We start from the raw sequence: 25,239 nt of genomic DNA on the forward strand, positions 1-25,239 counted from the left end.
TACACTCCTGCGTCCCCACGGCCTCGCGCATGACCCTCGCAAGTCGCGACAGTGTACACAAATGACCCAAAACGGCGCCGAGAGGCCATTTCCACCAATTTGTGTACACTCCTGCGTCCCCACGGCCTCGCGCATGACCGGGCGGGGCCACGGGTCCCACGATGTCGACGGCCCCATGGCCCCATGATGCGCAGTTCTTATTGAACCAAAACACCAGGGTGCTCTGGGCTGAGACCCACCCCACCGGGGCGGTGACGCAACATCAACCCACGCGAGCTCGTGAAACCTCCTATAAAGTGTACGTTTTCGTCGCCTTGAAGAAAAAGCTCAACTTACCGGGCTTTTACCGATCGGCATGATGAAAACGTACACTTTAATATGACCTTCCGAGCATAAAGAACTCTGCATGATCCCAAAAAAGAGGCCGAAGGGGCCCTGATGGCCTTCGAGGCCTTGGAGAGAGCATGGCTTCCGCGTGCCGCCATCCGCCGAACGCAGGTTGAGCCGTACTCTGGACGCCTCCATGCTAAGCTATACGCACCCCGGCTTCTCTGGCACCCACTCTCCCGATATGTCCTGATCCCAACAGAGACGCGATCCCGACAGGAAGGACTCGACCGATGCCCTCAAGACCAAAGCTCCTGGCGCTTGACATGGACGGTACACTCCTTAACAGCCAGAAGCGCATCTCGCCCCGGACAATCGCTGCATTGTACGGGCTTGCGCACAGTGGCGTCGTCATCACCTTGTCAACTGGGCGCGGTCTTGCCGAGATTGCGGACTATAGGGATGAGCTTTCTTGGCTCAGATACGCATCGCTCGACGGTGGTGCGCTCGTGTACAACCTGGAGGCAAAAAGGCCGATTGACGCCCTCCCTATTCCCGACACTTTGGTTCTCTCCTGTATCAGGACTGGCAGGAGGGAGGGAGTCATGGTCCATATGAGCACCACGACGGGATCGGTCGTCGAGCATGGCTACGTCGAGCGGTCGGACGAGTTCGGTGTGGGCATCTACCAGCCCATGTTTGACCGCAGGTGTGAGCGTGTGAATGACATTGCCCGCTACGTGCAGGACCATCCCTGTACGGTCGTGAAGATCGACCTCTTCCACCTCGACTCCGCGTCGCGTGAGCGTACGTTCGGCAGGCTTTCGGTAGGCTCCTCGCTCTCGCTCAAGCGTGCCGAGGCCACCTCGGTTGAGTGCACGCCCGTAGGCGTCAACAAGGCCACGGGCCTCCAGAAGATATGCGAGCTACTCGATATCGGGATGGGGGAGGTCGTCGCCATTGGCGACGCCGACAACGACATGGACATCCTGGGGGTGGTAGGCACCTCCGTTGCCATGGGCAACGCCAGCGAGCGCATCCGCATGGCCTGCGACGTCGTGGTCGCTGACTGTGATCACGACGGTATCGTCGAAGCTATAGAGCGGCTGTTCTGAGCCAGAGGGACTTGTGCCTTCCAAGCACACCGAGCGTGGCCAACTGAGAACACCTCGACCACAAGTCTGTCGTCCCGGATGACGCAGAGGACGCGGTAGTTTCCGATGCGGTAGCGCCATTCCCTTGAACGATTGGCGGTCAGCCCCTTGCCACGGACACGCGGGTCCCTGCAGCCCTCCAAGTTCTTGCCAATCCAGGACACAATGAGTCGGGCGTCGAAGCGATCCATCCTCTTCAGCTGTTTGAGCGCGACATCCGTGTACTCGACGTGGTAGGCCACCTACAGCTCCAGCTCTGAGAGCACCTGCTCGTGGGTATGGCGTATGCCGTCATCCTCAGCGATGGCAATGCGCAGGGCTGTCAGATCCTCTTGGTCCTCGATTCTCTCGAAGACGGCATTGCGGATGAAGTCGGATATGGTCTTTCCCTCGAACTTGGCGTACTTACGCACTACGGCAGCGTCTTCATCGCTGACACGCATCGTCATGGTGGACATAGGCGACCCCTTCTTGTGAATACAGTGTATTCTATCTTATAAGAGGTAAGCGAATCAATGGGGGCGAGCGGGTACGGGGAAGCTCGGAGCACGTCAGCACGTCAGCACGCCTGCCCGACTCCGTCAATGTAAAGATGCGCGCGGGAGACGCTCGACTGCGGACTACAGAAACCTGTCGATGGCGGCGTTAGCAAAAACGAGAGCACGCTGCGCTGTAGTTGCGCCGCGTGCTCTCAACCCAGGTGACGGGCGCCTCAGCCCCCTCGACCACGCCTCACCGTAGGCCTTGCGGTTTCGTCGTGCCCCTGGTCCTGCGCGCGAACATGGGTGGGCAGTCGAAGTGGTGCGTGTGGCCTTGCGCTGCGACGTCCGCCAGCGCCCGAAAGCCGTCTCCGAGCGTGGCCAACCCACAACCTCATCCTTGGGCACAGGCGCGGACGTCCTGCTCCAGCCTCTGATAGAATGCGACGAGGGTCACAAGACGTGAGGAGCGCTCATGTACTTGAACAGCTTAGAGCTACGGAACTTCCGGAAATTCGAGGAGCTGCATATCGGGTTTGACAGGCAGCTTACGGTGCTCGTCGGCGACAACGGCTATGGAAAGTCCGCCGTGGTTGACGCTGCGGCGATTGCCCTGGGGACGTTCTTTATGCACATACCCCAAGCCAGCCAGCGCAGTATTCGCAACACTGACGCGCGGGTGGTGTCTCGTGCGGTCGGTAGCACCATTGAGCGTCGGCCGCAGTTTCCGGTCATTGTCCGTGCGGACGGCTGCGCTTATGGCCGGAGTCTTTCCTGGCAAAGGGAGCTGAGACGAGACACGGGACGAACCACCTGGGGGAATGCCCGGGAGATGGTCGAGCTGTCCGAGCGGGTCCATGAGTGTCTCTCGTCTGGGGATATCCCGAGCGATCTGGGCGAGTGTGGTGAGGGCGGGGTGCTGCCCCTTCCGATCATCTCCTATTACGGAACGGGCCGTCTGTGGGCCCAGTCAAAAAACGAAGAGCCGCGTACGTCGCTCAGAGAGGCCGCATACGCCTCATCCCTTTTGCCGCGAGCGGATGACGGTAGTCTCATGCGATGGTTGCGAAAGATGACCTACCAGCAGCTTCAAAAGGGCGAGCCCGTTCCCGAGCTGCAGGCAGTGCGCCGTGCCGCTGAGGAATGTCTGAGACGCATCATCCAGGCAGATAACGTGCACGTCTTCTTTGATGTCCAAAGCAATGACCTCTGCATCGAAATATATGGCGATACAGCGACCTCGCTCCCTCTCCACCAGCTGAGTGACGGGTATCGGACTACGCTCGGCATGGTGGCTGACATAGCGTACAGGATGGCCCAGCTGAATCCCCATTACGGCAGTGACGCCATCGAGCGGACACACGGCGTGGTGCTCATAGATGAGGTCGATCTGCACCTCCACCCAAAGTGGCAAGCGAGGATACTAGGTGACCTGACGGGCATCTTCCCAGGGGTGCAGTTCATCGTGACAACGCACTCACCTGCGGTGATAGCGTCTGTCAAAAGAGAGAAGCTGCGGAGTTTCACAGAGGGGGAGTCGTAGTGATTCCCGGGAACCAGACCTATGGCCGCGATGTGTCCTCGATGTCCCACTCAAGGTCGATCCCCTGAACCCCGGGTCGATCGCGCAGATCAGATATAGGAATGACGGGACAGTCTGGTCTGAGGATTCTGGCATCAACCGGGATCTCGACAAGCTTCTGAACCTAAACAGCAGGGCGTTCAGTCTCAAGGAGAATCGAAGACGTGCCCTTGTGAGTCTCCAGAAGAAGATCGAAGGCCACTGCCGTGCCCATGGCCCTCAATCGAAGCGCAACTGGTGTGCCAAGGTGTACGGCCGCATCAGCAACGCCACAACAAAGTCCGAATATGTGGCTCTTCGGGGGTTAGTGTGGGTTGACGCCTCGGCGAATCGCGTCGCAGCGGCGTACACAAGTGCCCCACTCTGCAACCGGCGACTCACGTAAAGACGCACTCTGGGGGTCACTCTCACGGAAAGGCGCATTCTGAGGTATCACTCTCACGGAAAGGCGCATTCTGCATGCGAGCGGTCGCCCAGAGTGCGCCTTTCCGTGAGGGCCCGCGCGCAGAGTGCGCTTTTCCGTCACGTCCCCAGTCCAGAATGCGCTTTTCCGTAGAGTGCGCTTTTCCTCACCTGCGCAAACGTGGAGCCACCTCACGCAAAGGCGCATTCTGCGCAGACGGTCTCACGTAAAAGCGCACTCTGCACCCGCCGCCTCACGGAAAAGCGCATTCTGCATGCGAGCGGTGGTTGCGCCGAGAGACCATTTTCGCCGATCTGTGTACACTCCTGCATACCCACGGCCGCTCGCGCGACCGGGCGGGGCCATGGGTCCCACGACATCGAGGGGCTCGTGGCCCCCGTGATGCCAGAGCGCCCGGACCTGAGGTCCATGCTACCGGGGCGGTGACACACCCACCCACACGAACTCACGAAGCCTCGAATATGTGGGAATTTTGCTTTGGCAGCTTAAGAGGTGGATAAAGTAGCGAAGTACGTTCGACGTGGGTGGGCTTGGAGGTTCGCAGAAGAGACCGCGTCCGTCTTTGCCAGGCTGCGACCGAGCACGTCGCATAGCAGAAGTTCTGGGGAGCGAGAAGATAGATGGCACCCGCAGGGCGTGCCACGCCTTTGGGCGCGCGTCGGTCATCGTCTTCAGAAGACTCGTCCAACCCGGGCACGGGCGGGTTCCACGGCTATACTTGAGGTTCGTCTGACGCAAGGCGAGTCAAAGCAACGCGAGTCGGAGGTGCCATGGAGTCGCTGTACAGGAAGTATCGTCCCAAGACGTTCGAGGACGTCGTTGGCCAGCAGCATGTTGTCTCCACGCTGGAACATGCCGTCCTCGAGGGCAGGACCAGCCATGCCTACCTCTTTTGTGGCCCACGTGGCACGGGCAAGACGACCATGGCACGCATCCTCGCCAAGGCCCTCATGTGCGAGCGCGGCGCAGGGCAGCTCCCGGACGGCACGTGCGAGAACTGTCAGCTCATCGCCGCAGGTGAGCATCCTGACGTCTACGAGCTTGACGCGGCGTCGCGCACCGGGGTCGACAATGTTCGCGAGGAGATCATCGGCCGTGTGAGCTTCGCGCCCGTGCGCGGCAGCTACAAGGTCTACATCATCGATGAGGTTCACATGCTGACGACGGCGGCGTTCAATGCGCTGCTCAAGACGCTGGAGGAGCCGCCCGAGCACATCGTCTTCGTTCTCTGCACCACCGACCCGCAAAAGGTGCCCGAGACCATCCTATCGCGCGTGCAGCGCTTTGACTTTCATGCGATTGGCGCGAGTGACATCTTGGGCCAGCTCAAGCGTGTGTGCGATGCCGAGGGTTTCTCATATGACGAGGCGGCGCTCGAGCTTGTGGTCCGCCATGCTCGAGGCGGCATGCGAGACGCGCTCTCGGCCTTGGAGCAGCTCTCGACCTTTGGCGGCGGCAGCGTCTCGCTCGACGCCGCCCGCGACCTCTTGGGCGAGGTCTCGAGCTCAATGCTCACCGAACTGACAGGCGCCCTCGCGAGGCGTGACGTGCCGACCGTCTTTGCTAGGATAGGAGAGCTCGTCGAGTCGGGCAGAGATCTGCTCCAGCTTGCGCGCGAGCTCTCGGCGCACCTGCGTGACGTTTACGTTGCGAGCGTGGTGGGAGAGGGTGCGTCCACACTACCTGTGGCGGGAGACGAGCTTCGACAGCTCAAGGACGAGGCGCTGGCCTTTGGAGCGCCCGATCGCGTAGCGCGTGCCCTGGCGGTCATGAGCGAGGTTTCGAGCGAGATGCGCGTTGCCACCAACCAGCGTCTGGCCCTTGAGGTGGCCCTTACGCGTATCGCCCGACCCAAGTCAGACCTGACGTTAGACTCACTTGCCGAGCGCGTCGCCCAGCTCGAGAAGACCGTGGAGGCGCTCGCTGCGGGGAGCGCGTCCGTGCCGATGTCAACCACTCCCGCGTCGAGCCTTACCGCTCCCGCGCCGGCGCCAACCGCTCCTGCGCCGACATCTCCCGACCCTACGCCGCAGGCATCGGCGAGGCAGACCATATCCGCCCCTCAAGTTGCTCCTGCGCCTGTCCATGCGGAGCGGCCGGAACCACAGGCTCCCCAGCCCCCGACTTTAGAGCAACGGACACAGTCAACGTCGCAGGAGCCCCAGCAGGTTCCCGCATCGGTCGCACGACAAGCGCCACAGGAGCTGCTGACTTCGAAGGAGGCGCCTCTCGCCTCGCCTGCGCAGCCAGCGCCCCAGCAGCGTTCATCAGAGGGTGCCTCACAGTCTGATCAAACAACGGGCGCAGGTGCCGCGCAGCAGCCGCAACCCCCAGACGCTGCCGTCCAACCAAGGAAGGAGACAGCTCCAACAACGCCTGCCGTCACCCCCGCAACACCTGCCGTCACCCCCGCAACGCCTGCCGTCACCCCCGCGGCGCCTGCCATCACCGACGGGGGGGAGCTGCAGCGCAGGTGGCGTCAGGTTGTGGACGGACTCGTGCGAACGGACCCACCACGCGGATCCCTCCTCGCGGCGTCGACCGCGCTCGAGGATGACGGACATCGGCTTCTGATCAACCTGCCCAAGGGCTCGTCGTTCGTGACCAAGATGCTCGACCGCAAGGATGTTCGTGCCACCGTGGAGGCGGCGGTGCGCCAGGCCTTTGGCGAGAGGGCGCTGGTCTATGCGGAGTCGAGCCTCGTCGGGGCTGACATCGCTCGCTCTCGGGCCAAGGCGCCTGCACCTACTCCAGCCCGTGGTACGATGGTGACGCCGCAGCCCTTGTCCGCATCACAGGGGCAAGCGACTCCTCAGGTCGTGTCTTCCGTCGTCACGCAGCGAGGACATGCGCCTGCTCCGCAGCCCGCCATGTCGCACGCGGCGGCACCTGCGACAGCTCCCCAGACAGAGCCGCCCGTTGAGGAAGTTCCCCTGGAGAGTTACTACGACATGCCTTGGGACGAGCCATCCGCGTACGAGGACGAGCCAATGGCTCCTGTCGGCGAAGCTTCCCTGGCCGCAGAGCCTCAGGTGGCCTCACGAGCCGTCCCTGGGCCTGAGCCTGTGCGCCAGACGTCTCAGCAAGTTGAGCCTAGGACCGCCGTAGTCTTTGAGGCACAGGCGGCAAACACTGCCGAGTCCAAACCCAAGCCCGATCCCAAACCCAAGGCTAAGACCGCAGCAAAGACCGAGCCCAAACAAAAGCCCGAGTCCGATCCTAAACCCAAGCCCGATCCTAAGCCCAAATCAAAGGCCGAGCCCAAGCCCCGGTCCAAACCCAAAGGGTCCCAGTCTGCCCCCAAGCGCGCCGATGGCATGCCTCAGGATATGAATGAGCTTCTTGCGATGCTCACCGAGGTCTTTGGTGACGGCGTGGAGGCGAGTGTGGAGAAGCTGCAGGACAGTGCCGTAGAGCAAAATTGAGTCGAGGCCCCTGCCGTAATGTCCGCAAGATGAGGTAAGCTTTCTTCTCAATGAGGACATTCCCCCTGCGTCCGTCTGCGCGGGTGGGCATAAGGAGGATTACCATGGACATGCAGCAGATGATGAGGCAGGCGCAGAAGATGCAAAAGCAGCTCGCCGACGCCCAAGATAGACTTGCGGACATCGAGGTCTCTGCCTCTGCCGGCGGTGGCATGGTCAAGGTGATCGGTACGGCCGACATGCAGATCACCTCGATCACCATCGATCCCGACGCGCTCGATCCCGAGGACATCGAGATTATTCAGGACACGATCGTCGCGGCAGTCAACGAGTGTCTCTCGAGTGCGCAGGAAGCCGCCAATCAGCAGCTCGGAGCCGTCACGGGTGGCATGAACATCCCGGGGCTGTTCTAAGGTGCTCTAGGGATGGGAACACCTGCGCAGATGGGCAAGCCACCACAGGTTGCAACGCCGCCACAGGCCGCAGAGTCGCTACGGGTCATGCAGCCTGCGGAGCCCAACCCGAGCGACGGACGTGCGCTGCAGCGTCTACTCGATGAGCTTGGCAGACTACCGGGGATCGGTCCCAAGTCTGCACAGCGCATCGCATACTGGATCCTTGAGTCTGACGCAGAGGCCGCGCGTCGTCTCTCGGCTGCCATCACACGGGTCAAGCAGGAGGTTCACTTCTGTCCGGTCTGTTTTTCGTATGCGGTGCGCAAGACCTGTGATATCTGTGCAGATTCCTCTCGCGACCGGGGTTGCCTCTGCGTCGTGTCGGAGCCGCGCGATGTCTCGGCGATTGAGCGCAGCGAAAGCTATCATGGCCTATACCATGTGCTTGGCGGCGTCATCTCGCCCATGGACAAGGTGGGGCCAGACCAGCTGCACGTGCGTGAGCTGATCTCGCGTTTGGCTGATGGTACGGTGCGGGAGGTCATCCTCGCCACCAACCCGGACGTCGAGGGAGAGACTACGGCCGCCTACCTTGCGCGCACCATAGCGCCCCTAGGCGTCAGGGTCTCGCGACTCGCGAGTGGCCTGCCCGTTGGCGGAGACCTTGAGTACGCCGATGAGGTGACGCTTGGACGCGCCATAGAGGAACGCCGTATTATATAGAGAGTGGGAAAGAGCGGAGCGTGTGCCTGCCGATGTGGCTGGCCGGTACTATCAGGTGAGGAGGTCTGACATGGCCCAGGACAATAACCCAGTGTCTCCACGGGGATCTGCAGTCCCCCAGGGAAGGCGCGCGGTCTCTGGTGGATCAACGCCTCGCTCGCATGCCACAGGCTCCACGAGAAGCTCGTCGATCGGCCAGTCGCCGCTCGCCTCGCGCCTGCCGTCTGTTGGCTCTCACGAGGGGCAGGGATCACTAAGGCCTATCGGCACGCCTCACCGCGCTCAACGCAGGGGTAGAGGCAGAGGCAGTCGGTCTCGCCTTGCCTCGAGCCTGCCGGTCGTGGGTCCCCTCGACGAGCAGGAGGCACCGAGGCCCATTGGTGTCGACCCAGCTCAGACGGGAGCCTTTGCCCGCATCGATGCGAGCCAGGGTGCCACGGTCGAGACCAGGGATAACATCGGCAAGATCTCGCCTGACTCCACTGCGAGCTGGTCGCGCACGGGGCTTGGTGCCGAGATGCGCCTGCGGGGGGCACGACGTCCGCGGGTGGCCAGCAGGTCGCACGCAAAGGAACCTGACCCGCACACGCTTGTAGACCAGCTTAAGGAGCGCTGGTTCATCGTCGTGGCCGCGCTCATCGTCTTGGGCATCAGCTTTGTGCTGTTGCGCGGCTGCATCGAGTCGGCTAACAAGGTGAGTGAGCAGGTGGGTCAACCACCGCAACAGACCCAGACCTCGGCGGAGGGGAGCGTCACCTACCAAGGGACGGTCTTCTCGATATCAAAGCAGGATGACGGTACGTATGCGCTGGTCGGCCGTAGGGAGAACTCAGCTTCCGGTGACGCATACATGCAGATCCCTGGTAAGCCTGCGCAACTCGTCCTCTATAATGGCACGATCATCATTCCCGAGAGCCGCGACGAGGGCACGTGGGACGTGCTCGCCTATACGGTTGGCAGCGGATCATCGCCGGTGGTTGACGAGGATGGAAACCCCGTGGGTGGTCCTGGCTCCATCGCCAAGGCGGAGCTCAAGGGGTCGAGCCTGCTTGTGACAGACGATGCGGGTAAGGTGACGACAGTCTCGCTGGAGTAGTCCGGGACATGAGGCAGAAGGCAATTGTCGGAGGGCTATTCTGCCGCCGCAGAAGGTTCGCGCAGACGGAGGGGGGCTGGCGTGGAAAGATGGGAGCGCGTCTGCGAGAACTGCGTCTTCTGTCAGGAGCGCACGGGCTTTCTGCGCACGCGTCTGGAGTGCATGGGTCCCGGTAGGCTCAAGGGCAGCACCGTCTTGGCAAAAGACCCTGCGTGTGAGGTCTTCAGGATGACACCAAAGGCGAGCTTCGGCCTCTTTGGGGAGCGCAGGTTATCGCAGGCCTGGCCGCTGGCTGGGACGGGCGCGAGTCACGCGCGGGCACCCGCTATGGACGAGTCTCCAGACGAGATAGACGTTCTTGAGCTCAAGGCCCAGGCCGCCGAGGCGCGCGCCGCAGCTGCCGAGGCACGCGCCGCTGTGGCGGAGGCGCGACTTCGGCGTGGTGAGGCTAAAGGGAACGCCGGCCACTAGGTTCCGCTCACCCGAGCGCCAATCTGTCCGCCGAACTCCACCTGTGATCGCTGACTCCACCTGTGGTCGCTGTAAGGGGTCCCGACAGGGCCAGCTGGCGGTGCGGGCCTCGCGACTCCCAACCTGCGGGTGTTGCGTCGGCGTCGGAGCGTGTCTCGGGCTGTGCTCGGAGCGGCCCCTCCGCGAACAGCGGGCCGTTTTGTTGCTAGCGGAATAGTTTCTCAGCTGACCAAACGGATGCGTTTCGTGTCACTTTAGGGTATGAGGACGTATCCTGCGACGTAGGCGTCACAGGGTCTGTCGCCGCTGACTTGGAACGAGACGCTCGTGAGGGCAAGACAGCCCCCATCCTTGGTGACAATGCGCATCTCGCTCGGATCGACGTCGTCGATATGCGTCGAGTATTCGCCCCTTGGCCGTGAGGCGTAGTGCTCCCTGAGTCGCGCGATAAGCTCAGAGCAGTCAACGTGTAAGGCAGTTCCGTCGGCAGACCAGAAGTCGAGCGTGAGGTCATCCGCAAGCTCCCTCGCGTCAAGCGGGTAGAGACGCGAGTAGCCCGCAACACCTATGTTGGCGCCATGTCTCACAGCATACGTTTCGCGTGTCGAGCTAGACTTGTTTTTGCTGCCCAAGGAGCCATCCAGGACGCCGTTCGAGCCGGAGGGGGTGTTAGAACTGAGGTAGTCGAGAGCCCCGCTCGCCCGACTGTCGCCCCTTAGCTGGTCCACAAGCTCGGAGTTGGTGAGCGCTCCCGTGCGCGATGACAGGTAGCTCCAGCTGCTTGCGATGCGCTCTTGTTCCCCCGTGGAGAGGGTGCCCAAGCTCTCATGGGTGACGTCCGCCGCCTGCGACATGCCGCCACTTGCGAGCGCGGTGCGCAGCCGTCCTGCCTGCTCCTGGTACGGCAGATCGATGATGTTTGCGGAAGTGACGCAGGCGATGAGCGTGACGACGCAGCACACCCCAAAGAGCTCTCGGGGGTGCCTTGTGCGCGCGGCAAGGGCGAGCCCCACCGCGCCGACGATGACGCAGAGGATCGAGGCATAGCGCGACGTCGTGAGACCGTAGGCCGAGACGCGCAGATAGATGGCCATAAGCTGCACGATGAGGATGGGGATGACAAGGGCCCAGCCCCAGCGCAGATACCAGCGCACCACGCCACTGCCAATCATGCGGATGCCTGCCCAGAAGAAGAGTGTGCCGAGCAGCGCGAGGCAACCAAACCAGTTGAGCTGGCCTGAGGGCAGGGTGCGCGTGAGGGCAATGCGCGCGATGTAGAGGTAGAGTACGGCGAGCAGGAGCAGATAGATGTAGAAGAGGGCCCTTCCGACGACGATGCGGTAGACGTGTGGGACGTCGAGCCGCTCGGTGTGGCGGGGGACCTGCGAGCAGAAGACACAGGGAAGCACGAACGTCCACACGAGTGACGCCACGGCCTGATGCGCATTGCTGCTCACGTGTGTGATCAGGGAGTCAATCGCGGACATTACGATGGATAGACCAAGGTGCACGATGCCCGCGACAAAGACGGAGAAGGCCACCCCCTTAACGAGGAAGGCAAGGAGCACATCCTCATTGTCAGACGTGTAGAGCAGCCAGGGCAGACCGAAGACGCTGATGAGTACGACGGCCAACACGACCAGACCAAAGAGGGTGCTCAGACGCTCATCTGCCCTGACTGGCAGGTCGATGGCGGCATAGAGCGCCCATACCGCTGCCCCCGTGGCAGCCTGCACCAGGATGGGACGTGGTCTTGGGTGGGCATGCGTCTTCTCCTCCGCGGCGTCGTTCTCGTGCGCGTCACGTAACAGCCGCTCGACGGCGAGCGTGGCCGTGATGCAGGCAAGTGCTGCAAGTCGAGACCCGCTGATGAAGCTCTGGGCTACGAGCGCCGACGTTGCGATGTTTGTGCGCAGGGGACCTCTATACCACAATACCATGAAAAGGTCGTCTGAACCTGCGCTTATTCCAAAGACGTCGTAGGCCTGAAGCATCGAGATGAGCGTCCCTGCTGCCGCGAGCGCGATAACGACCGGAAAGCGCTCGAGCATCCGGTGCGCTAATCTCTCCAGTGCACGAATGGTCCGTCCCGCCTCGTCAACCTTCATGGTGAGCCCCCGTCCCTTGATATGCCTATGATAACCGATGACCCAGACGATGGGCATAAAGGGACACGCGTCACGCTACGCAGAGGATGGCGTAACGCGGCGTCCTGTGAGCGGGGACTACCACATGAGTTGCCTTCCGGGGCAATAAGCCCTAGACTCAACTGTAAACAAACGGTTTCATGGTCTGATGCGGAGGTCTTGCAATGCATGCATACGCCCGTAATCACGCGAGGGCCATCGTGGGCGCCGTCATCGCCTTTGTCCTGAGCCTCGTGGCGCTGCCCGTCAGGGCCGTCGCGGCAAGCACCTTGGCGGTTACGACCCAGGACACCGGTCATGTCAAGATCATGAGCTCGTGGTCCGACTATGAGGCGAACCGTCCTCCCGAGAACGACAAGTCCACGTGGCCGGCAAGCGACTCCGCCTCACTTGACGGCGCCGCTGCCGTGATCCTGCGTCCGGCAGACTCCTACGGGTATCTTCAGTCCCTGAAGGCGGCTGATGCACAGGGCCAGAACGTGGTGCAGCTTGGCTTTACGGACGTGACAACAGACAACAGGTTCAAGTTTACAGATGAGTTTAAGAGTGGCAATAATCCACTTGGTATCAAGCTTTCGGACCACAACGAGAACAACGGTAACACTGACATCGACTTTGGTATGACCTTTGGCGCGGACGTCACGGTCACCGCAGTCTACCGCCACAGCAGCACGGTTACGTTCTATACCAACTACAGTGCATCTGACAGCTCCGTGCATCAGACGATGGAGGGCTATAGCGGCGACCCGATCGCCGTGGCAGTTCCCGTGCGCGAGGGCTACGTGTTCAAGGGCTGGGCGACGTCTCGCCTTGGGCCGGTTGTGGCAGGGCCTGGAGAGGTACTGAAGTTTCCTGACTCATCTACACAGAGCTACTATGCCATCTGGGGGACATTGTCTCCCGAGGCATCAACCCATACGATCAGCTTTGACGCCAACGGGGGCGAGGGATCCATGGCCCCCCAGACGTACGAGGAGGGCAGGCCACAGGCACTCGTGCTCAATTCGTTTGTCCGCGTGGGCCACAGCTTCAGGGGTTGGAACACGAGTGCGGACGGCACGGGTACGGCCTACGGCGACGGAGACACGATCGTAGTGACGTCAGATCTGACGCTCTATGCGCAGTGGACTCCCATATCCTATACCGTGACCCTTCACGCAAACCATGGGGAGGACGAGACGAAGCGAGTCACGGTCACGTATGGTGAAGACACGAAATTCATCACCTATGACATATTCACGTGGCCAGGGCACACGATCGTGGGGTGGAACACCAGGCCCGACGGCAGCGGAGCGAACCATGGACCCGGGGAGCACATTACAATTACGCGAGACACCGACTTCTATGCCGTGTGGGCCGACGTGACCGAGACGCCCAGCTATGGTCCTAACACCACGATACCCAACAATCCAGTCACTCCTGTGACGGCTGTCGAGGAGTCCTCTCGGATCAGGGGCGGAGACATTCAACCAGCCTTTTCCAGGGACAGGGTACAAGACAGCGCCTTACCCCAGACGGGAGATGATCGGCTGGCTGCTCTCGTACCCGTCCTTGCGTTCGCGGGCGCGGTCGTGCTCGTCGCTGGTGTCGTCGCAAGACGGAGGCAGTCACGACACGAGATGCCACGTTAGGTGGCAGGAGGCACGTGAACGTAAGGATGTGGGTGGCGTCGTGGGGCACGAGACCCTCTTGGCATTGAGTTGTTGACTTCGTGGAGCAGGCAGATGTGTATTCCCTTCGGTTCGATGATGGGGTATATGGGCTGCTATGGTCGTGTTTCTTAAGAACCAAGGCGGAGTGCTGGCACGTCGATAGAAGGAAGCGCGTACTCATGGCAACGAGCGAGGCTCAAAAGAGAGCAAACGCAAGGTACCGCAAGAAGAGCGTAAAGCAGATGGCGCTGCGCTTCTATCCGGTTGACATGGATCTCTGGGAATGGCTCTGCGGGCGCAAGAACAGACAAGCATACATTCGCGAACTCATTCGTGCCGACATGAAGCGTTGTACCGAGGAGTCGCTGTAGGCAGACAGAGGCGAGCAAGGCTCACGGACGGACCGGTGCCTCGTGGCCTCGTGTCTGGTGCGGTGCCACCAGGTCTCTTCACAGCAAATGTTTTCACAGCGTATAGATGCAGGAGCGCCCCCGTGCGGGAGCGCTCCTGTTCTTTGGCGGTCGCTGAAGCTAACGTGGGCGCTCGGCAGGCGTGGGCACACTCAGAGACGTGCGAGTTGTGTCCACGCTTCGCCCCTGCCCCCTTTCCTAGTGCGCCTTTACCCAGCCAGAGACGTTTGCCGCATTGAGGAATGACGTCACGTTTTGCGAGATCGTGGTCGTGGAGGTACTGGTGCGCATCTCGTAGACTTTGATGGGGTGTCCGCTCGAGTCATTGATACTCTGCACGAGGCGCTCGCTTCCGCTTGGCGTCACTCCAATGTTCGTCGAGGACGAGTAGATGACTGCCGCCAGCTCGTTCTTGTAGTAGACCTGCATCACCTCTGTCGTACCGCTTGTAGCGCTGGGTGTTGTGCCCGGCGTCGCCTGGGAGCCGTTGTTGACGGTTGAGGTCTGTATGGTCACAGAGTCAACGTAGTCGCTGGGTACGACCAGATCGAAGTATGTGGCATTGTAGGTCTTTGCCGTTGCTTTCGCCACGGTGATATTGACGGTCGAACCGCTCTTGGCGACGGAGCCCGCGATGGGATCAGTCGAGATGACCGTACCCACCTTCGCGCTCGACTCCTCGTAGGTGACGTTTGGCACGAAACCCGCATCCTCGATGATGCTCTTTGCGCTATCTTCGGTTCTGCCCATGACCTCCGGTACCGTGTAGTTCTTGGCGATCTTGAGCTCGACCGTGTCACCCGTGCGATACGTCTGTCCCATCCGCGGGTCGGTCTCGAGCACGGTACCCGGTGTCTCGTCCGAGAGCTGCTCGCTTGTCGTTACGTTGAGGCCCAGACCCTGGAGCTCGCTTGTCGCGTCATCCAAAGACTTACCCTTCTCGTTAGGCAAGGTTCTCAGGACCCCCTCGGTTATCCGTACGGTTTTGCCCGGATTGAGTCGCGTGCCGGGGTCAGGTGACATCGAAAGTATCGTGCCCACGCCGTCATCCGTCCCCTCTTGGAGGATCTCGACCTTGAAGCCATCCGCCTCGAGTGCGTTTCTCGCCGTATCGACGCTTTCGGTCAGGACATCGGGTACGCGCTTTCCGCCCCACATCTCCTGGTCGTACGTGATCCACAGTGCAACGACACTGACGATGACTATGAAGATGATGACAATGGCGACAACGAGCGTTCGGTGCATGTTGCGGTCGTGTGAGTTGGCCGCCTGCATGGTGGCGCTCACGTTGCCGGGGGCATACCACTCGCTGTCGGCACCCGCGCCGGCCTCCTCCCTCTTGGCATTGGCTGCCTCGATGTACTCGCGTGGGACCTCCCTGCCCTCGCTGCGCTGCATGATGGGGATGGGAAGGGGCGCGGCAACCCCGCTGCCTCCGCTCGCTATGGCCGTCTGGTCGGCAAAGTACTGCTTCTCGCGCTCGTACTCCTCATCGTACTCGTCGTCCTCATAGTCATCCTCGCTGTCGGGTTCCTCGCCATCAGTCTCATCGGCATAGTCACCCTCGAAATCAAAGTCGTCGTGGTAGTCGAAGTTGCCATCCTCGGCGTCATCGAGCTCGTCGAGGTTATCAAGCTCGTCGAGATCGTCGAGGTTGTCGAGCTCGTCGTTGTCGCGGCCCTCCGTCTCGTGGTCCGCAGGCCCGCCCACTACCCTGGTGTCGTCCGACGAGCCATCCTCTGCAGGTTTGTCCTCCCGAGGCTCTGGGGCAGCGTCGTCTGCGGCTGGTTGCGTACCAACGTCCTCCTCGACATACGAGTTGTCCTCGTACTCGTCGGCCCTGTCCCTCTGCCCAGTCGCTGGGCGTACGACCGTCGCCTCGGACTCGCTCAAGACAGAGTCGTCAGGCAACGATGGGATCCCAGACTGAACGTCCATCCGGCCGTCGATGTCTTTCTCGTCGGCTGCGTATGCGTCGACATGCTGGTTGCCATCGGTCGTGATCTCGTCATCTGCGGCTCTGCCGCGTAAGTCTTCACTTGCAAAGGACGTGCCCTCGCCACCGTCGCCACCATCGTCGATTGTGAAGTCATCGATCTTGAGGTCGTTCGTCCAGCTCTCGTTTGAACGAGGCCCGCCTGAGGTACGCCACGAGATCACCGTCTCCTCAGGAGACGTGCTCGACAGGTCGGAGAGCCTGTCAAAGATGAGGCTGTCTGCGGTCACCTCATTGTGAGCACCGTCATCGCCAAGGTCGTTTGTCGTGTCGTCGTTATCCGCGTCGTCACCGAAGCTCACCGCCTCGTCGACATCCATGCCAATATCGTCTAGCTCGTCGACGTCCACGTCTGCATCGTCGACATCGGGAGCTGATGCCTCGCTATCCTCGTCCATGTCGTCACTGCAGATAATCCTGTCCAACAGTGGCGTTCCGCAGTGCGGACAGATGAACGCCTTATCTGGCAGCGGCTCTCCGCATTCTGGGCAGTTCATGGGCCTCCAATCCTCGGGTGCAACCTAGCGGATGTGGCTTTGATGTGCCAACATACCGCGACGCTCCTCCCGCGTGGCCATTGTCCCACATGACGGCATCCATGGTACGAGACAGCTTCGATTGGACTGCCGTTTTGCCGCTGCCGTGGGAGAGGCATCATGGGCGAGCAAGCTTCCGATTCATAATTTAGGCTTATGCTACCTCATTTTACCGGTACATACGGGGGGAATTTATCTGTTTTATTGAAAATAATTGAAAAGGCTTTCCTACGCGTCGGTGTGGGGTGGTGCGCTGCGACTGGTCAGCGTGAGGACTCTGCGCTAGCGCTGTCGTGTGGGACAGAGCTTACAGCTCAGGTGGGGTACGTCTATGCGAATGACGGCCACAGAGGCGGCCATCGCCTCCGTGATGGTGAAGTCGCGTCCTGTCTGCGCGCGCATGAGGAGTGTGAGTCCTCTGACCTTCTCCTTGGGCTCCTCGATCACTCGCGCCTGAGCGTCGCCCATGATGCTGGCGTAGGATGCTCCGTAGCTGCAGGCGCGCTCGCCTCCGGAGGAGAGGGTCTCGTCGCAGTCGATCTGGACGAACGCCGTCGGGTTTGCGCGGATGACGTCTATCTTGCGCCCCTCTCGCGCGCTGTGACACCAGAGCGTGAGGCACCGTGCATCCGCATGCGGCGAATCCGCCTCGGAAAACTCAAACCCGTAGTGCAGTGGGACTACGTAGGGACGTACGCCATCCACCAACCCCAGGTGGACGATTCGTGCGCGTCCAATAATGTCGCTGATAATGTGCGGATCCCTGACCTCACGGTCGCGTCTTCTCATGTGCGTCATTTTCTCTTGTTGTTGGATAATCAACACTGTGTGTCCCGCAGTGCGTATATCCTGATGGTGCACGAAACTCAGCGCTCGGACAAGGGAGGAAGAGATGAAATTCACGTCAGGCACGGTTTTCTCCATCAAGAGGGATTGCACCCCCGAGGCGGGCTGCACGACGTCGGAGGCGGTCAGTCGCACGGCTGACCTTTCCGTATCTGTCTTCTCGCTCGCAGCACACACCGACATCAGTGCCGAGAGCTACGCCTACCCCAAGCTCCTTCTGGTCGTGGCTGGAGAAGCGGAGTCCTATGAGAGCGGTGGGCGTACGTGGACACTCGCCGAGGGTGATGCGCTCGTCACGCCCGTCGATATCCCGGTGGGAATCCAAAGCCAAGAGGGTTGCGTCTATATTGAGCTCACCCTCACGAAGGAGACGTACATGAACGAGAAGATCAGGGCAGGGGAGATCATCAGGCTAGCGGAGCTGCTGCCGACCCAGGACGGAAAGATCGTGAACATGGACCTGGCGCATAATGATGGCATGAAGTTCGCGCTCATGAGCTTTGCCGCCGGCACGGGTCTTGATGAGCATGCGGCGCCCGGCGATGCGCTGGTCTTTGCGCTTGAGGGCGAGGCGATCGTCGGCTACGAGGGTACAGAGCATCGTATCCACGCGGGTGAGAACTTCAAGTTTGACAAGGGCGGGAGGCACTACGTCCGTGCCGATCAGCCCTTCAAGATGGCACTGCTCCTCGTGCGTACGTAGCGCCCAAGACCTACTCTTCAGACATCGGCGTTGTCCTTCGACGCGCCGGGCACCCCGGCGCCTTAGTGCCCCGCAGATTCTGGGGTACCTAAGAATTTGACTCAACTGGGCAAACGTCGCCGCCTCGGTACCCCGCAGATTCTGGGGCACCAAGGCGGCGTTGGGGGCCTCCCATCAACGCAGCTCCATGCTATCCACCACCTCGCCTCACCGTCCTCGTTCGTCTGACCGCTTGCAACCGCTGTGCAAAGGATGACATCATTTGCCGCTCTCGAACTCGGAGAATATCAGGTAGAGGGGATTGCGATGGTCCCCACACACCAGTCAGGGAGGAGCGAGCAATGGAAAAGCAGTGGCTTGAGCTCGAGGGTAAGGTCGCCATCGTCACCGGTGCCGCCTCTGGGATCGGCAGGCATGTCGCTGAGGTCCTGAGGAGCGTTGGCTCGCGGGTCGTCATCGTCGACCTCACTGTCAAGACCGGAGACGAGCTGGAGGGTATGTACTGCGTCAAGTGCGACGTGTCAGATCGCGACAGCGTTGGCGCCATGACGCAGGCTGTCATGGACCGCTATGGTGCCATCGACATCCTCGTCAACAATGCGGGGCTCAACAGGCCACGCCTGCTCGTGGACGTCGCCGGGAAGAAGCCCCAGTACGAGCTTGGTGTCGATGACTTCAACCTCATGTTTGACGTCAACGTCAAGGGCGTCTTTCTGTGTGCGCAGGCCGCTGCCCGCCAGATGATCAGGCAGGGCAAGGGTGTGATCATCAACATGTCCTCTGAGTCCGGGAAGGAAGGGTCGCAGGGTCAGTCGGCCTACTCCGCCACCAAGGGGGCCGTTGACTCCTTCACGCGCTCCTGGGCTAAGGAGATCAGTCAGTACGGCGTGCGCGTCGTCGCCTGCGCCCCAGGCATCATGGAGGCCACGGGCCTGCGCACCCCCGCCTATGATGAGGCGCTCGCCTACACGCGCGGCACCACCCCCGATAAGCTCAACACCGACTACAAGAAGTCCATTCCCGTCGGTCGCCCCGGTATGCTCGACGAGGTGGGTTACGTCGTGGCGTTTCTTGCCTCAGATCGCGCTGGCTACATCTCGGGCACGACGATCAACATCTCTGGCGGCAAGAGCCGCGGCTAGTGCAGCGCCCCGCGTTAGGTGACACGATGCCAAAGGCTGCAGACAGCAGGATCAGCGCGCTACTCGCATACTTCTCGCGGCATGCGACGGCAACGTTTAGGGAACTTGCCGAGACGTTGGGCGTGAGCTCGCGTACCGTCCGCAACGACGTCAAGAGGCTTAACTTCTTGCTAGGCGATATGGCCACGCTCGGGAGCGAGGCGGGCGTGCTGGCGCTTGTCATCTACGATCGCGAGGCGTTCTTTGCCTATGAGCGGGAACTGAGGGCGGCGAGCGAGCAAGCGCCAGATTCACCAAAGAGTAGGCGTGCGCGCTTGTTCGGCCTGATCGCCAGCTCAGCGAGTCCGGTCACGATGGAGCGTCTTGCGCAGAGGCTTTACATGAGCAGGTCTACGCTTGCGGCTGACCTGGCCGCCCTGCGCGATGACATCGCCCCTTGGGGACTGAGTATCCTAGGGCGCGAGAACAGTGGGCTTGTCCTCGACGGCAATGAGATTGACATCAGGTCCTATATCATCGATAAGGCATACGATGCCATCTACGGGGATCGCCCACTTGATGGGCAGATCCAGGACATCATCGCCAAGAACGCGCGTCTGATCTCCTCCGAGACGAGCATCCGCGACATACTTGTCCGTTACGTCACCGTCATGCTCGATCGCTTTCGCCGGGGCCACGCCATCGGTGCTATCGACGAGCCGTTGGTGGACTTTGTTGAAACGCCCGAGTTCTCGCTCGTCGATCGCCTCGTTGACGATATCGAAGGGGTCACGGGTGGCAGGTACCCGTACAAGGAGCGCCTGTTTGTCCTCCTCTCCATCGTTGGCGTGCGGACGCCGGGCGACGCCGACTCCGTGGGGCCGATCGAGCTGGACGAGGAGGTCGTCTCGCTGGTGAAGGACATCGTGACTGCCGTGCACGACGATCTTAACATTGCCATCAGCTTTGGGGATCTCTCTACCGAAGTCCTATACCATATCAAGTACATGCTCAACCGCTTGCGCTGTGGCATCGTGCTGAGAAACCCGCTCCTGGGGGACATGAGGGAGAAGTATCCGCTCGAGTACGAGATATCTGGCATCGCCGCCCGCATCATACGCAATCACAGCGGCATTGAGGTGCCCGATGACGAGCGGGGTTACCTGACCGCCTACTTTGGCGTTATCTTCGAGCGTCTGAGGACCTCCAGCATGAGGCATCTGAAGATAGCCGTGGTCGCGGGGTCAGAGCGCATCACGGCCCATCTCATTGAGGCGCAGCTGCGCAAGGTGCTGGACAGCTCTGACGAGGTGTCCCTCTTCACCCGATCAGAGGTGGGGGAGGATGTGCTGGAGGGCTTTGACGTGGTGCTGAGTACGACGCCGCTTTCGCTGGCGTGTGATGTGCCCATGATCATTGTGCATGAGGTGTTCGACGAGCAGGAGATGCTGGGTCGCATTCGGCGTGCCGTCAAGTCCGGTGAGGCGATCCATGCGGCCGATGCGGGCGCCAGCCCCACGATTCGCGGCCTGCTGAGGCCGGAGCGCTTCTTTTGTCTCGAGGATGTCGAGGACTATGCGGGCGGTATCACCAGGATGGTTGACGACCTCATTGGCCAGGGCTGCCTGGACCAGGGGTTCGCAGAACGGCTCAAGAAGCGCGAGCAGCTGCATCGCATGGTGTTCGACCATGCGGTCGCCCTGCCACACTGCCAGCAGTTCGCCACGGGGGACATTGTGCTTGCGCTGGGGACCCTTCCTCGGCCAGTGGCGTGCGGGCATGATCTCGTTCAGGTCATCTTCCTGCTGGGTGTGCCCGAGTCCGTCCATGTCGACGAGAGCGCTCTTGTGCGGGTCTACGACGAGATAGTCCAGATCGTGCAGAGCAAGGCCCTCTGCGAGCGCCTTGCGGGCGCTACGACCTATGAGGATGCGATCCGCGTCCTGAGCAGAGGGGAAGTCCCGTGATGCACTGTGTGACCGGAGTAGAGTCGATGGCTGTGATGTGTTTGGTTGCTACCAAGATATGGAAAGAAGGGAGGGAAGAAGAGTGCTCGCAGTCATACTCGTCATCGTTGCCGCGATGGCGGCTCAGTTCGTTCTGACGTATTGTCAGATGCATGACTTTTCTCGTGAGTTCGCAAAGCTCAAGAGAAGGGGTAGGGTTGCTGTCGGACGTAGGAGTGGAGGCTTTCATGCCGGCGCTATCGTGATGTTCCTTCTGGACGATGACGGCATCATCCGGGAGGGCAAGGTGCTTGAGGGCGTCAGCTCCTTCGCGCGCGTGAGGGACCTTCCCGGTTACGAGGGAAGAGACATCTGTAACTTGCGCGCCAGCGACGCACCTAAGGGCCATCGCAACCTCGGCAAGGCGCTCGAGGACGCCGCACGCACCTATGGGCTCTATGTTTCGGGCAAGCCGATCCCAGAGCCAGCCGCGCCCGCCCAGAACGTGGGCAAGGCAATGGAAGGCCTTCTTGGGCGGGTAAGGGTCCCCAAGGACTACCAGTCGACAATAACTAAGAGATAGGAGAGGGTCCGTGGAAGCCATCACTAACCTCACATCCGCATTCATGAACCTGTTCTATGAGGGCGGCAAGCAGTTCACGAGCTGGGTGACAGGAATAATCCCCCTGATCCTCATGCTCCTCGTCTTCATGAACTCGCTCGTGGCGTTCATTGGGCAAGAGCGTGTCAATCGATTCGCGAAGTTCTGTACAGGAAACCCCCTGCTTCGCTATCTTGTGCTCCCGTTTGTCAGCGCCCTGATGCTTGGCAACCCCATGGCGCTCTCGATGGGCAAGTTTTTGCCCGAGTTCTACAAGCCTGCCTACTACGCGGCTGCCTCGTATCATTGTCACACCAACAGCGGCATCTTTGCGCACATCAATCCCGGCGAGATCTTTATCTACCTGGGCATCGCATCGGGTGTCACGGCCCTCGGCCTTGACACGTCGCAGCTTGCCCTTCGCTACCTTCTGGTTGGCTTCGTCGCCAACTTCATCTCGGGGTGGTCGACCGAGTTTACCACACGTCTGGTCGAGCGCCAGCAGCGCGTACGCCTCGCGCGCGAGCTTGGTCAACACAACGAGCACCTTGACGCTGCGGCGTAGGAAGGAGACCAAACAATGGCTGAGTTCAAGGCTATCAAGATCGTTGCAGGCGATGGTGGTTGGGGAGGCCCGCTTGTGGTCAAAGCCACGCCTAAGCGCAATAAGGTTATGTACATAGTCGGTGGTGGCGCCGAGCCCGAGTGCCTCTCTCGCATCGTTGAGCTGTCAGGTATGACGCCCGTCAATGGCTTCAAGACCTCCTGCCCGGAGGAGGAGATCGCCATGGTTGTCATCGACTGCGGCGGCACCCTGCGCTGCGGCATCTACCCGCAGAAGGGCATTCCCACCGCCAACGTGATGCCGACTGGTAAGTCGGGTCCGCTGGCACAGTACATCAAAGAGGACATTTACGTCTCTTCGGTCAAGTCCAGCTGCATCTCTCTTGCAGATGGATCCGAGGCCGTCTCTGGCAGCTACGCTACGGCTGAAGGCACCGCCACCGCTGCCACCAGCGAGGCCAAGGATTCTGGTGTTGACTCTGGTGTGTCTGGCAAGGACAAGGACTACATGGCGAGCACGCCGCAAAAGAAGAGCAGCCTGCTGTCTGCCATAGGCATGGGCGTTGGCACCTTTGTCAACACGCTCTACCAGGCGGGTCGTGACGCCATCCAGACCTGTATCACCACGCTGTTGCCGTTCATGGCGTTCGTCGCGATGCTTATTGGCGTCATCAACGGCACGGGGCTCGGCAACCTCATTGCCAACTTCCTCTCGCCGCTTGCTGGCAACCCCGTGGGCCTGCTGGTTCTCGGCATCGTCGTGTCCATTCCCGGTCTCTCTGCGCTGCTTGGTCCCGGAGCGGTCATCGCCCAGATCATAGGAACGCTTATCGGTGCCGAGATCGGCAAGGGCGCCATCGCGCCCCAGATGGCCCTGCCCGCGCTGTTTGCGATTAACAACCAGTGTGCCTGCGACTTCGTTCCCGTTGGCCTGGGCCTTGCCGAGGCCGAGACCGAGACCATAGAGGTCGGCGTACTATCTGTCATGTACTCCCGCTTCCTTACCGGCTGGGTTCGCGTACTCCTCGCATTCGCCGCATCCGTCGGTCTGTACGCGTAGTATGTTGGCGTCGGTAGGTGTCCCCTGCGCTTACGTTTGGCACGAGTAGATTGGAATGGTGATGAAAGCTATCTATGAGAACAAGGTACTGGGCGTGGGCCCTCACGCCGAGGATTTTAGGGCTACCAATATGCTCATCCTCTTTGGTGCGACAGCGCCCCCAGAGCTCAAGGACTATTGCTACCTGGTCAATGTGAATCCCATAGACGGGCAGATCTCTGTCGGCGACATTCTTCGCATAGATGATGGCTTCTATAAGATCACGTGTATCGGTGCCGAGGCCCCGGTCACCCTGCAGAGTCTGGGGCACTGCAGCATCAGCTTCACCGGTGTCACCGAGCCCAACATGGCCGGCACGCTCTACGTGGAGCAGGCCGAGGTCCCCGTGCTACAGGTCGGTACCACCATACAGATCATCAAGTACGAGTAAGGGGATGGCACCCCGGCGCCTCAGTGCCCCGCAGATTCTGGGGTACCTAAGAATTTGACTCAACTGGGCAAACGTCGCCGCCTCGGTACCCCGCAGATTCTGGGGCACCGAGGTGGCGTTGGGGCCTTATGGGTGCAGACTTCGCGAAGGTTGCGAAACCTCAGCGGTCTTGGCGATCGTGGTATATACTTTTAAGGCTTTTCCACTGAGCCCCGTAATCTCGCAGGAAAAGATCCGGCTGTCCGTCCAGGGGCCGCCGAAGCACAGGTTTCAAGGAGGAGTCAAGTGACCAAGTCGACTCATTACGCCAAGAAAGGTGAGGTCGAGCGCAAGTGGGTGCTTATCGACGCTGACGGTGCCACGCTCGGTCGCCTCGCGACGAGGGCGGCCATGATCCTTCGCGGCAAGGATAAGCCACAGTATACGCCCAACGCCGACACTGGTGACTTCGTGATTGTCATCAACGCAGACAAGGTGAGGCTTACGGGCACCAAGGCAGAGCATAAGAGCTACTGGCGCCATTCTGGTTGGCTGGGAGGCCTCAAGACAGAGTCTTTCGCAGATGTCATGGCCAAGCGTCCCGAGCGAGTCATCGAGCACGCCGTCAAGGGCATGCTCCCCAAGACCACGCTCGGCCGCCAGCAGGGCATGAAGCTCAAGGTCTACGCTGGCCCCGAGCATCCGCATGCTGCTCAGAATCCCACCAAGATCGATCTGGAGGCGTAACCGATGGCTGATAACATCGCTCTGTATACCGGCACTGGGCGTCGCAAGGAGGCGACGGCACGTGTCCGCCTGATCCCTGGCACTGGTAAGGTCAGTGTTAACGGCCGTGAGGCCGCACAGTACTTTGGGCGCCAGCAGCTCGTTGATAACGCTATGGCTCCGTTTCGCGTGACTGACACCGTCGGTCGTTTTGACGTCTTCGCGAACTGTGACGGAGGCGGCATCAACGGCCAGTCCGGGGCACTACGCCTTGGCATCGCCCGCGCCCTGCTCGAGGCAGGCGAGTATCGCGCCGAGCTCAAGAAGGCTGGCCTGCTCACGCGAGACTCCCGTGCGGTCGAGCGTAAGAAGTACGGCCTCAAGAAGGCCCGCAAGCGCCCGCAGTTCTCCAAGCGCTAGGATTCTCTTGGCCCACCGCTGTGTGG

23 protein-coding genes are annotated in these 25,239 nt (G+C 60.9%); 18 read left to right on the top strand and 5 right to left on the bottom strand.

All coding sequences use genetic code 11. The features are described 5' to 3' along the window. Positions 1–620 precede the first annotated feature (620 nt). Positions 621–1,442, top strand: coding sequence for a Cof-type HAD-IIB family hydrolase (locus ADJ70_RS13610; protein WP_050342293.1), 822 nt, complete (start codon positions 621–623; stop codon positions 1,440–1,442). Here the strand turns inward: ADJ70_RS13610 and ADJ70_RS14305 are convergent. Together ADJ70_RS14305 and relB are read right to left on the bottom strand one after the other, a co-directional pair. Beyond that, positions 1,403–1,723 (bottom strand): type II toxin-antitoxin system RelE/ParE family toxin, encoded by a 321-nt coding sequence (locus tag ADJ70_RS14305; RefSeq protein WP_083444053.1) that lies wholly within the window; start codon positions 1,721–1,723, stop codon positions 1,403–1,405. The two genes, ADJ70_RS13610 and ADJ70_RS14305, sit on opposite strands and share 40 nt — an antisense overlap. Further along, on the bottom strand, positions 1,724–1,939 hold the full coding sequence (gene relB, locus ADJ70_RS13615; RefSeq protein ID WP_050342294.1) for a type II toxin-antitoxin system RelB family antitoxin: 216 nt from the start codon (positions 1,937–1,939) through the stop codon (positions 1,724–1,726). A gap of 496 nt (positions 1,940–2,435) precedes the next feature. Between relB and ADJ70_RS13620 the strand changes: the two genes are divergently transcribed. The 6 genes from ADJ70_RS13620 to ADJ70_RS13645 all read left to right on the top strand — a co-directional run bounded on the left by ADJ70_RS13620 (position 2,436) and on the right by ADJ70_RS13645 (position 10,076). Then, on the top strand, positions 2,436–3,503 hold the full coding sequence (locus ADJ70_RS13620) for an AAA family ATPase (protein ID WP_050342297.1): 1,068 nt from the start codon (positions 2,436–2,438) through the stop codon (positions 3,501–3,503). A 1,233-nt stretch (positions 3,504–4,736) separates the two neighbouring features. Then, positions 4,737–7,391 carry a DNA polymerase III subunit gamma/tau gene (gene dnaX / locus ADJ70_RS13625; protein ID WP_062393172.1) on the top strand — a complete coding sequence of 885 codons (2,655 nt, stop codon included), beginning with the start codon at positions 4,737–4,739 and terminating at the stop codon, positions 7,389–7,391. A 104-nt stretch (positions 7,392–7,495) separates the two neighbouring features. Beyond that, positions 7,496–7,804 (top strand): YbaB/EbfC family nucleoid-associated protein, encoded by a 309-nt coding sequence (locus tag ADJ70_RS13630; RefSeq protein ID WP_050342301.1) that lies wholly within the window; start codon positions 7,496–7,498, stop codon positions 7,802–7,804. 87 nt (positions 7,805–7,891) lie between these two features. Further along, positions 7,892–8,509 (top strand): recombination mediator RecR, encoded by a 618-nt coding sequence (gene recR / locus ADJ70_RS13635; RefSeq protein WP_050342302.1) that lies wholly within the window; start codon positions 7,892–7,894, stop codon positions 8,507–8,509. 340 nt (positions 8,510–8,849) lie between these two features. Next, positions 8,850–9,605, top strand: coding sequence for a hypothetical protein (locus ADJ70_RS13640; protein ID WP_050342305.1), 756 nt, complete (start codon positions 8,850–8,852; stop codon positions 9,603–9,605). 81 nt (positions 9,606–9,686) lie between these two features. Further along, positions 9,687–10,076: a hypothetical protein gene (locus ADJ70_RS13645; RefSeq protein ID WP_050342306.1), complete on the top strand. Its 390-nt coding sequence runs from the start codon at positions 9,687–9,689 to the stop codon at positions 10,074–10,076. 254 nt (positions 10,077–10,330) lie between these two features. Here the strand turns inward: ADJ70_RS13645 and ADJ70_RS13650 are convergent, their stop codons facing one another. Continuing rightward, on the bottom strand, positions 10,331–12,184 hold the full coding sequence (locus tag ADJ70_RS13650; RefSeq protein ID WP_172674517.1) for a DUF4153 domain-containing protein: 1,854 nt from the start codon (positions 12,182–12,184) through the stop codon (positions 10,331–10,333). Between the two features lie 203 nt (positions 12,185–12,387). Here ADJ70_RS13650 and ADJ70_RS13655 point away from each other — a divergent pair, with 203 nt between their 5' ends. Both ADJ70_RS13655 and ADJ70_RS13660 read left to right on the top strand, forming a co-directional pair. Further along, positions 12,388–13,854: an InlB B-repeat-containing protein gene (locus ADJ70_RS13655; protein ID WP_050342310.1), complete on the top strand. Its 1,467-nt coding sequence runs from the start codon at positions 12,388–12,390 to the stop codon at positions 13,852–13,854. 200 nt (positions 13,855–14,054) lie between these two features. After that, positions 14,055–14,246: a hypothetical protein gene (locus tag ADJ70_RS13660; RefSeq protein ID WP_050342312.1), complete on the top strand. Its 192-nt coding sequence runs from the start codon at positions 14,055–14,057 to the stop codon at positions 14,244–14,246. Positions 14,247–14,483: 237 nt separating this feature from the next. Here ADJ70_RS13660 and ADJ70_RS13665 read toward each other — a convergent pair whose 3' ends face one another. Together ADJ70_RS13665 and ADJ70_RS13670 are read right to left on the bottom strand one after the other, a co-directional pair. Continuing rightward, entirely contained in the window at positions 14,484–16,778 is a 2,295-nt protein-coding gene (locus ADJ70_RS13665; RefSeq protein ID WP_083444055.1) for a PASTA domain-containing protein, read from the bottom strand. A gap of 321 nt (positions 16,779–17,099) precedes the next feature. Continuing rightward, positions 17,100–17,606 carry a pyridoxamine 5'-phosphate oxidase family protein gene (locus tag ADJ70_RS13670; RefSeq protein ID WP_050344628.1) on the bottom strand — a complete coding sequence of 169 codons (507 nt, stop codon included), beginning with the start codon at positions 17,604–17,606 and terminating at the stop codon, positions 17,100–17,102. A gap of 103 nt (positions 17,607–17,709) precedes the next feature. Between ADJ70_RS13670 and ADJ70_RS13675 the strand changes: the two genes are divergently transcribed. The 9 genes from ADJ70_RS13675 (at position 17,710) to rpsI (ending at position 25,213) form a co-directional block, all read left to right on the top strand. Next, a complete protein-coding gene (locus ADJ70_RS13675; RefSeq protein ID WP_050342315.1) occupies positions 17,710–18,366 on the top strand; it encodes a cupin domain-containing protein in 657 nt (218 codons plus the stop codon). A gap of 341 nt (positions 18,367–18,707) precedes the next feature. Beyond that, positions 18,708–19,508, top strand: a complete 801-nt coding sequence (locus ADJ70_RS13680; protein ID WP_050342317.1) for a sorbitol-6-phosphate dehydrogenase subunit — start codon at positions 18,708–18,710, stop codon at positions 19,506–19,508. A 26-nt stretch (positions 19,509–19,534) separates the two neighbouring features. Beyond that, the gene (locus ADJ70_RS13685; RefSeq protein WP_157051565.1) at positions 19,535–21,454 is read left to right on the top strand and encodes a BglG family transcription antiterminator; all 1,920 of its coding nucleotides are present in this window, start codon (positions 19,535–19,537) and stop codon (positions 21,452–21,454) included. 82 nt (positions 21,455–21,536) lie between these two features. Next, entirely contained in the window at positions 21,537–22,016 is a 480-nt protein-coding gene (locus ADJ70_RS13690; protein ID WP_050342321.1) for a transcriptional regulator GutM, read from the top strand. A 10-nt stretch (positions 22,017–22,026) separates the two neighbouring features. Next, complete coding sequence (locus ADJ70_RS13695) at positions 22,027–22,599, top strand: PTS glucitol/sorbitol transporter subunit IIC (protein ID WP_050342323.1); 573 nt, start codon at positions 22,027–22,029, stop codon at positions 22,597–22,599. Positions 22,600–22,614: 15 nt separating this feature from the next. Next, positions 22,615–23,658, top strand: a complete 1,044-nt coding sequence (locus ADJ70_RS13700) for a PTS glucitol/sorbitol transporter subunit IIB (protein WP_050342325.1) — start codon at positions 22,615–22,617, stop codon at positions 23,656–23,658. A 61-nt stretch (positions 23,659–23,719) separates the two neighbouring features. Continuing rightward, the gene (locus tag ADJ70_RS13705; RefSeq protein ID WP_050344629.1) at positions 23,720–24,088 is read left to right on the top strand and encodes a PTS glucitol/sorbitol transporter subunit IIA; all 369 of its coding nucleotides are present in this window, start codon (positions 23,720–23,722) and stop codon (positions 24,086–24,088) included. 285 nt (positions 24,089–24,373) lie between these two features. Then, on the top strand, positions 24,374–24,814 hold the full coding sequence (gene rplM, locus ADJ70_RS13710; protein WP_050342328.1) for a 50S ribosomal protein L13: 441 nt from the start codon (positions 24,374–24,376) through the stop codon (positions 24,812–24,814). Between the two features lie 3 nt (positions 24,815–24,817). Next, complete coding sequence (gene rpsI / locus ADJ70_RS13715) at positions 24,818–25,213, top strand: 30S ribosomal protein S9 (protein WP_050342330.1); 396 nt, start codon at positions 24,818–24,820, stop codon at positions 25,211–25,213. Positions 25,214–25,239: the final 26 nt, after the last annotated feature.

It is taken from the genome of Olsenella sp. oral taxon 807 (assembly GCF_001189515.2).
Classification (GTDB): Bacteria; Actinomycetota; Coriobacteriia; order Coriobacteriales; family Atopobiaceae; genus Olsenella_F.